The sequence below is a fragment of the Arthrobacter sp. Ha26 genome (assembly GCF_059091705.1).
This window is the reverse complement of sequence record NZ_JBNHGX010000007.1, coordinates 238,303-245,601: the sequence shown is the minus strand read 5'-3', so window position 1 is coordinate 245,601 and position 7,299 is coordinate 238,303. Positions and strand designations below refer to the sequence as shown.

The 7,299-nt window shown below is 54.9% G+C and carries 3 protein-coding genes; 1 reads left to right on the top strand and 2 read right to left on the bottom strand.

Annotated elements, in window-relative coordinates:
* Positions 1-393 precede the first annotated feature (393 nt).
* Complete coding sequence (locus tag AC5RVY_RS16825) at positions 394-525, top strand: hypothetical protein (protein WP_493955833.1); 132 nt, start codon at positions 394-396, stop codon at positions 523-525.
* A 718-nt stretch (positions 526-1,243) separates the two neighbouring features.
* Here the strand turns inward: AC5RVY_RS16825 and AC5RVY_RS16820 are convergent.
* Both AC5RVY_RS16820 and AC5RVY_RS16815 read right to left on the bottom strand, forming a co-directional pair.
* Positions 1,244-5,428, bottom strand: a complete 4,185-nt coding sequence (locus AC5RVY_RS16820; protein ID WP_493955832.1) for an NACHT domain-containing protein — start codon at positions 5,426-5,428, stop codon at positions 1,244-1,246.
* The gene (locus AC5RVY_RS16815) at positions 5,425-6,759 is read right to left on the bottom strand and encodes a lipase/acyltransferase domain-containing protein (protein WP_493955831.1); all 1,335 of its coding nucleotides are present in this window, start codon (positions 6,757-6,759) and stop codon (positions 5,425-5,427) included. The genes AC5RVY_RS16820 and AC5RVY_RS16815 overlap by 4 nt, the downstream gene beginning before the upstream one ends.
* Positions 6,760-7,299: the final 540 nt, after the last annotated feature.

The following is a 7,299-nucleotide window of genomic DNA, read 5'->3' as shown; positions in this document are numbered from 1 at the left end:
CGCCCAATCCTCCACTGTGATCACCCACCCAATCGTTTGGAACGGGTGGCTCAGTTTTCAACCGTCACAATGGCTCACTTTTCGACCGTCACCGACATAATGTACTCCTGCTGCGTGAAGTACCACGCGAGAAGTACGAGGACTACAAAGGACGCTGTTAGTCCTATAAGTACGAGCGTCGGCAACGGTAATCTTCGTTGAGTATGAGTGGCAGCCTCCGGCTCGCTCTTCGACGTGAACTCTTTCTTGGGTCCCCCAGTGGTCATCCCCGTAGCCTATCCGGCCACAGCTGGATCTCCGGGCTCTTGATGCCGGAGATCCAACGGCGTCCAAAGGCCCTATTCATTCCGTGACGTGGTGGCGCTTCGAACGGTCGTTAGGCTGCGTGCCGAGGTGGCGCTGCAGACCGTCCGGTCAGCAGCGACACTCTCCCTGAATATGACCTCACAGACCACCCCTCCGCTTTACAAGCTCCTCACCGATGGCAAGTCATTGGGCAAAAAGAAGACCCGTCGGGACCTCTGAAGAGATCCAAACGGGTCTAAATTCCCCGGAAATCCGGGGCTGTGGCAGATGCGGGATTCGAAACCCCCGTAGGCGTTGCCAGCTGATTTACAGTTACAGTGCCCGGGTTTTGGCCAGTGCCACTCAATGATGTCTAGTTCTGTCGTTGCCGCCCAGAGTCGCTTGTCGGTCCATTCAGTGGTACTTCAAACCGGCTCGTGATCATGAGTGTGTCTACACTTTGTCTACACTGCGACGGCTTGTTCCAACATTCACGCGCAGTTGTTCCGCTCAGAAACGAGACACCGGATGCCGATACGATAATGAGGACCCGCTGGACCAGACACGAGGGCGCTCCAGCAGGAAGCAGCCGTACCAGATTCTGCCACTCGTCCCCCCAGAATGCTGCCGTGCCAGATTCTGCCGAACCCTTGGACGGTATCGCAGAGGACAGCGGCACGCGAGCCAGTGCAGTCATTCGTACCCTTCCCGAGCCTCCATCGTCTCTTGGGGGGAGGGTGCTTGAGGCAAAATCTGGCACGGAAGTTTCTCAACTACGCGCCGGTTCGCCCTGCAGATCTTGCCACTACGGATTTATCACCGAGCACAACGCGCAACGAGGCGTCGCCGAGTGCCTGGATTGCCTAAAACGGATGAGGAGTGGGCAGTGACGTGTACGGCCAATCTGGCCTTGGTAGCTGTAGGCCAAGGCGAACGCATCTCTGCTAAGGCTGATCGGTCAGGCAGGTTCGAGTAGGTCAGGCAAAGCGCCCCCTACGACTCCAACAAAGTTGTTACGAAGGTTGTGCGATACGTAGTCTGCTAAAGCGCCTAGCCGCCCGTGCGCAAGCATCTCCTCGAAGATAGGGCGAACCGTAGTTCTTCGTAGGTGCAGAGAAAGGCGTGAGATAACTTCAGCAAGATGACGAGGCATTTGAGGCAATGCCCGAACAAGCACGACCAAAGCATCCGCCGATGATTCTCGGATGATGAGTTGAGCTGACGAGTAAAGGCAATTGCACGCTGCCTCTACCTGCGCATGTCTGAAACCAAGCATTGGTATGAGCGTTCCTAAGTCGACAAAACATTCGACGGCAAAGTTTCCCTCGTTCGCGTTAAACGTTCTCTTGACGAACTTGCTGCCAGCTAGGAAAACAGAGGCTTCATGTGGTTCCTTGCCGCTATGTTTTGGAGCAGCTATCAGGGCCCTCAACATCGGCCAGCACTTGGAAGGGCCATGCTCCGCCAAAACTAGTCTTAAGGAAGCGGCGGCCGCGTCCAATACCCCGGGCTTATTTGCACGTGGACTTTGCGCAGGAGTGACAGTTATTCCACCTTGAACAGCAACAAACGTCTCCAGGAACTCAACAGCGGCATCATAGTCACTTGGTTGTGCGGAGACTGTGAGCGGAACCATCGCCAGGGCGCTTGCCTTGGCAGTCGGATGACGGAGCGTGGGCATGACACGCACCAGGTCTTCCAGGTTTACATCCGCTACACGCGCCCGCTGAAGTCGACTCCACAGGTTCAACGCTTGACGTTGCTCGGTGTCATTCCCGCGGAGCCGTGCTTCGACAAAGCCCGCCAGGCGAGTTTTCTCCTGCTTGAAGGCTTCGGCCAGCGCGGCATCTCGAACTGCTACTGAAATGCCCCCCGTGTCGCCTCTATGGGTAGCCACTGCTACGTATGCGAGAGTCAATGCTGGATCCTTCGAGGCATGACGTAGGCACTCGTTAGCGAACTTAGTTTGGTCAGCGGGGCCTAGAACCTCTGGATTCGCCGCTATCTCTCTTATAGCCTTCTTGGCACTTGGAATGTTCCCGCGCACGGCTTGCGAAAGAAGCGACACGAGGTAGTCCCGGCTAAGCCAAAGTTCTTCGCAACGTAATGTCATTTGGGATACCACTGCTCGTATCACCTCTGGATGTAGGCGTTCGTCTTCAAGCACAGACCGAGCAACTGATGCCCAACTTTGGGCTGCGGACAGCGCACCAGCGTTTGGTGTGACTGGGAGCTCATCTAGCTGTTCGGCAAGCTTAGGAATTAGCACTTGCCGTGCGAGCCCATCTTCAATCAGAAGTGGGGCGAGCAGATTGCTGACAAGCTTCCTTTGCGCTTGTAGATCCTCGATAGCCCAAATTTCGTTTAAGACCCCTCGTATGTGCTCTTCGTTCAAGTCATCGGAGCACAAATGGCGGGCAAGCGCGAATAGTCCCGCTCCCGCGACCACGTCCCTTGGCTCGGCAATTAGAGATTCGCGTATTCCTGCTGCCCTTGATACCCACGCGGCCTTAGCTTCGGCCTTAGCCTCTGTCTCGGGTTCCCCCTGGCCGGTCCAGAAGGCGAACAATAGGGCTCCCAGGGCCTCTCGGACACTCCTCCCCCGTTCGTCATCGTTCTCTGCTTGTTCCTGTCGAAGCATCACAATGATTTCGTCGTGAAGGGAAGGACTACCAATGGCTCCCCAATGCTCGGCCACGAGGTTGATCAGCAATATGCGAGATTCGGGATATTCAATGGCTCCTAGGAGGCGCAATACCGCCTCCGCAACCATGTCGGACGCCACTTTTCCCAGTGCAAAAACCAAGTCGAACAACTGCTTGGGATTCGACAGAGTCACCTTTCCCTCGGAAGTAAAGTAATCGATGCAGTTTAACTCTTTTACGAGTTCGGCAATCGCTAAAGGTTGACTGCGAGCCAGGCGGCCAAGGGCCCTTACGACTTCGTGTTTGCAGCTACTCTCTTCTCTGTTCCAGACAAGTCCGAAGGCGAACCGCAAATCATCAATATTCATGCCCCAAACTCGAGGTATAATGCGAACAAAGCGTACAACAGCCGTGCTCGGTAGTGACCGTAGGGCTGGTTCTATGTCAGCAACAATATTTGGATGATGTACCCACGAAAGCACCCCTAGTTGTTTAAGTGCGTCATTATTACTTGTCAAGAGTCGATTCAGTTCTTTGGTTACGACGGCACGCGCTGATGGCTGTCCTGCCATTATCGTTAAGAGCTGCTCCAGAACTGTCCCGATAAAGTAGTCCTCCGGAAAGTCGAAAGCGATTTTCACCAGCCGGACGAGTTCACGCGTACCACCCCGGTAAGCAAGCCCCATGGCGGCGCAGTACTCGAAGAGAGTCTGGTGCATGTAGCGAGTCCGTTCACCATCCCGAACTAGGACCCCCCGTTGTACTAATGTCGCGAGGTCATCGTCCATCCCGGAGTCCGGCAGGCGGAGATGCTGTCGGATCTGATTAAGCGCCATGTCCAACGCAAAGTTCTGCGGTTCCGGACTACCCTCAGCAAGCATGGCTATACCGGTATGTCCAGCTAATGTCGTAAGATCCTTACTCGCCACCCGGGCCATTCCCCGAAAATCTGACTTAATGCGGCGTTCCCAGTATTGGCGGTACAGGCCCGTGATATCTATTTCCATCGATGGCAGCACATCTCCTGCCAGTTCAAACAGGAGTTTCAAGAGAAAGGGTGACTCGGATATCTCGACTACCGCGAGTCCCCTGGCTACAGCCCTACGCACAAGCTCCAGCCCCTGTTCCTCTGGATAATGAGGAAAATGCCGCTTCATCAGTGCTGCTACAGCCCGGTCGCGTTCGGCCGCCGAGAAAGCACCGAGGCTGGTGATTTGGCCTAAGCCTTCCCTGAGCTCCTGTTGTTCCTGTGGCCTTACCGCAACTATCACCCCCACGCTCAACTCGATTAGAGACTCAATGAGTTCGTGGGTTCGATGTACTGAGTTCTCGTTGTGAAGGAGTAAATCCGCGGTATCCAGGAGAACGACAACGTTGGAGTGAGAGGCGCGCAAGCTTCGGGTAGATTCAATAACCTCGAGGATGCTGAACAAGGGCGGTTCATGCCCAGTTGGGGACAGCCAGCTCGAGGAAATTAATAGCGCTATGACCTGACGCGTCGAAGAGAGCTCACGTGCCAAGTCCCAAAGGAGGCTGCTCTTACCGTGGCCTGCCTCACCTGACAGAATTTGTGGCTGACTTCCCGGGGCAACCAGTTTTCTGATCAGTTCATCTTGGCATTCACGTCGAACGTACATAGAAGCAGCAGCGTCGGCCAAATCGGGCTGATCAATCTTCGGACCAGCCATTTGACGAGTCAAGTCATCAAATAGACGGCTCGAAAACTTGAGTAACCGCCTATCGGCACCGCCATCTAACTTCGAAGAGTACGACTGTGATTGGTGAAATCCAATCTTAAGGATGTCCTGTAGATAGCCCGGGTCAACGGCAAAACGGAAGGCGCGAGTAGGAAGCGCAAGTTGCTCGCGTCCAGCGGATACTGAACGTTCCCAAGGTAATAAGCCCCCGATTCTTCCTCGGTCTTCAGGGAAAGAGTTAATTGTCGAATCTACGGTTCGCGAAAATCCTGTGCACTCGATTATTTCGTAGGTACCGCTGTCAACGAGATGCTTTAGCACCTCTGAGTCGTACAAAACCCCGGAATCTACCCACCATGTCCCCTCACCGCCCTCGCCAGTGCTTTGCTCACGTTGTGTGCTGTCGCTCTTTCTTCGCTCGCTGGTCAAACTAACGGCTACAAGCGCATGGCCGTCGAGAACGACCACCAGAGGCAATAATCCGTATCCAAGCAGCACTCCGGCGAAAAGCAAGGCTAGATCCAAGCAAGTTCCTTCACCGGAACCGTTCAGAACGGACTCCGGGTGACGGATTATTTGCGACTTACTATCGGGATGATACGAGGCACGCGACCAGCGGATATCCCTCTGACACAGGGCCTCATAGATCTCTCGAGTTAGCGCACGGTAGTCCCCGGCGGCATGTAGGTCCGCGGCCGAGCGGCCGTCGACCGGGCGAATTTTTATTTTCTCAGCGATCGCGGGAAGAACGTAACGAGCTAAATCCTTCTCGTCTGCTTTCGGCCAGGGATTCCAGCTCAACTTCCCCCTCCCCTCCTTCCCAAGATTTCAAACGAAGCGTGCACTCGGTCGAGGCTAGCAATCAGGGGTTCAAGCCTCCTCACCGTGATCTTGTACTGACCGGGCTCAAGTCCCCGTAGTTCTACCCGCTGCCAGGAACCCTCTACTTCGAAGAGATGCGTTGTCGCCGTCGCATGCCCAACTTCTTGGCCCTCAACCTTGGCTACGTCAACCGCGAGAGGGATAGCCCCTTGGCGACTGTCCATCAATTGTGCATGAATTAGGACGGGCTCATCGCAGGAGAAGAGTTCATCAACTGAGACATTTATGCAAGCAAGCGGTGCATGGTCCCGTCCTTGAATGTCCGCCAACCCTCGCGACTGGGTCCGCTTGAGACGCTCGACAAGGTCATCAAGGGAGCGCACATTGCTGTGCAGGAAACCATGCTGCTCCGTTACGAACGCTTCGCGGAAGTCCCCGGACATTTCAATAGGTGTGGCCGAAAGCTTCGGCACTGTCCCGTCGCCCCCGTCGAGCAGAGGGTCGATGTCCATAGGCAAAGTCTTGCTGCCAGTCAAAATTTGGGCGTCTAGGTGCGCGGATTGCAAGGTACTCTGACCAACACCGACAAAAGGAAATGTCCGATAACCATGCTCCAGATAGGCGGTCTCTTTGCTGTGCTTGGCAACAGCCGCCTTTATATCGCTGTGAAAATCGTGCGCTGCTGCCATATAGGCAGCGGAAACATTGGGGATCTCAAGCTCGTGTGGTCGGAACCACGCCCCGTCCTTTTTCACTGCAGGATAGACGGGCATCAACTCGTAAATAGAGGGACAACTTCGCACTACATCTGTTAGGTCCAAAAATACCTTCTTGTAGCCATTTGCTACGTAATGTAGGGCATTCGTTGAGCCGCGGAAGGGCGTGCCGAAGGTGAACAGAGCGCGACATTTGCGCCATTGTCCATCACCTCGCATATCATCATCGCCGGTGACTTCCAAATAATACCGCGCAACAAGACCGCCCATGCTGTGCGCGATGAGAATGACTTTTGCACCCGGTTCTCCGGAAGCCTCACGCCATATCGCAAGCTTTCGGTTCACCACGTTTCGCAGTACGGCAGCGTTATGACGACTACTGAGTCTCCAGTCATAAGGAAACTCGATATAATTGGCGGGACGGCTGTCCCATGCGTTTCCTTGCGTTAACCTGAAGCGCTTCACCAGTTCCCGGGTCAATTTGCCATAACCTGCAAGGCGCCCCATGCCGTAGAGCCCGTGAAACCCGCTGATCAGACTAGTGGCAGTAATCCGCGTATCAGGCGCCTCGAGTCGAGGGTCATGCTCGGGCATGCTGAGAACCTGTATGTGCTTCCCCCGACGGACAAGGAAACTACTCATTGTTTCTGTTGAAAAGCCCCATACCTGGCTGTCATGCGGAACGCCTGCACGGGAAAGCACACTGCCCGTGATACCAGGAAGAACCACGACTAGATCCCTCATAAGCCATGGTCCCCTCTTTGCATCAGTCTTCTCGGCGGCTGTGCCGATCATACCAACGGGCTTACTAGTGCGACCGGCCTACGGCAACAGTCCTTGATTTTTTTACGTGTATAACCTTCCTGCGCTGATTACAGTTAGAGCAGGGCCGTTTCCTCGAGTGTCACCGGTGTTTCGTGGTGTTGTTTCTGCAGCTCGGGGCCTTTCCCACGTCCAGCTGCTGCTGCTGCGAACTGTTGGCAGCTACAGGGTGTGCCTACATTGTGTCTCCACTAGGAGGGATAGCTGCGATGATTTAGTAGGCGGCACACCACGTGCTGGCAAGCAGGAGCCTAGAGAGTGCTGACCGCCCTACGAACACTTTCAAAAGCGCCTTCAGCTCGTGGCGCCCTG

Excerpts from the sequence above, each read along its gene's own strand:
- AC5RVY_RS16815 (WP_493955831.1), bottom strand. The coding sequence starts at position 6,759 with ATGCCCGAGCATGACCCTCGACTCGAGGCGCCTGATACGCGGATTACT.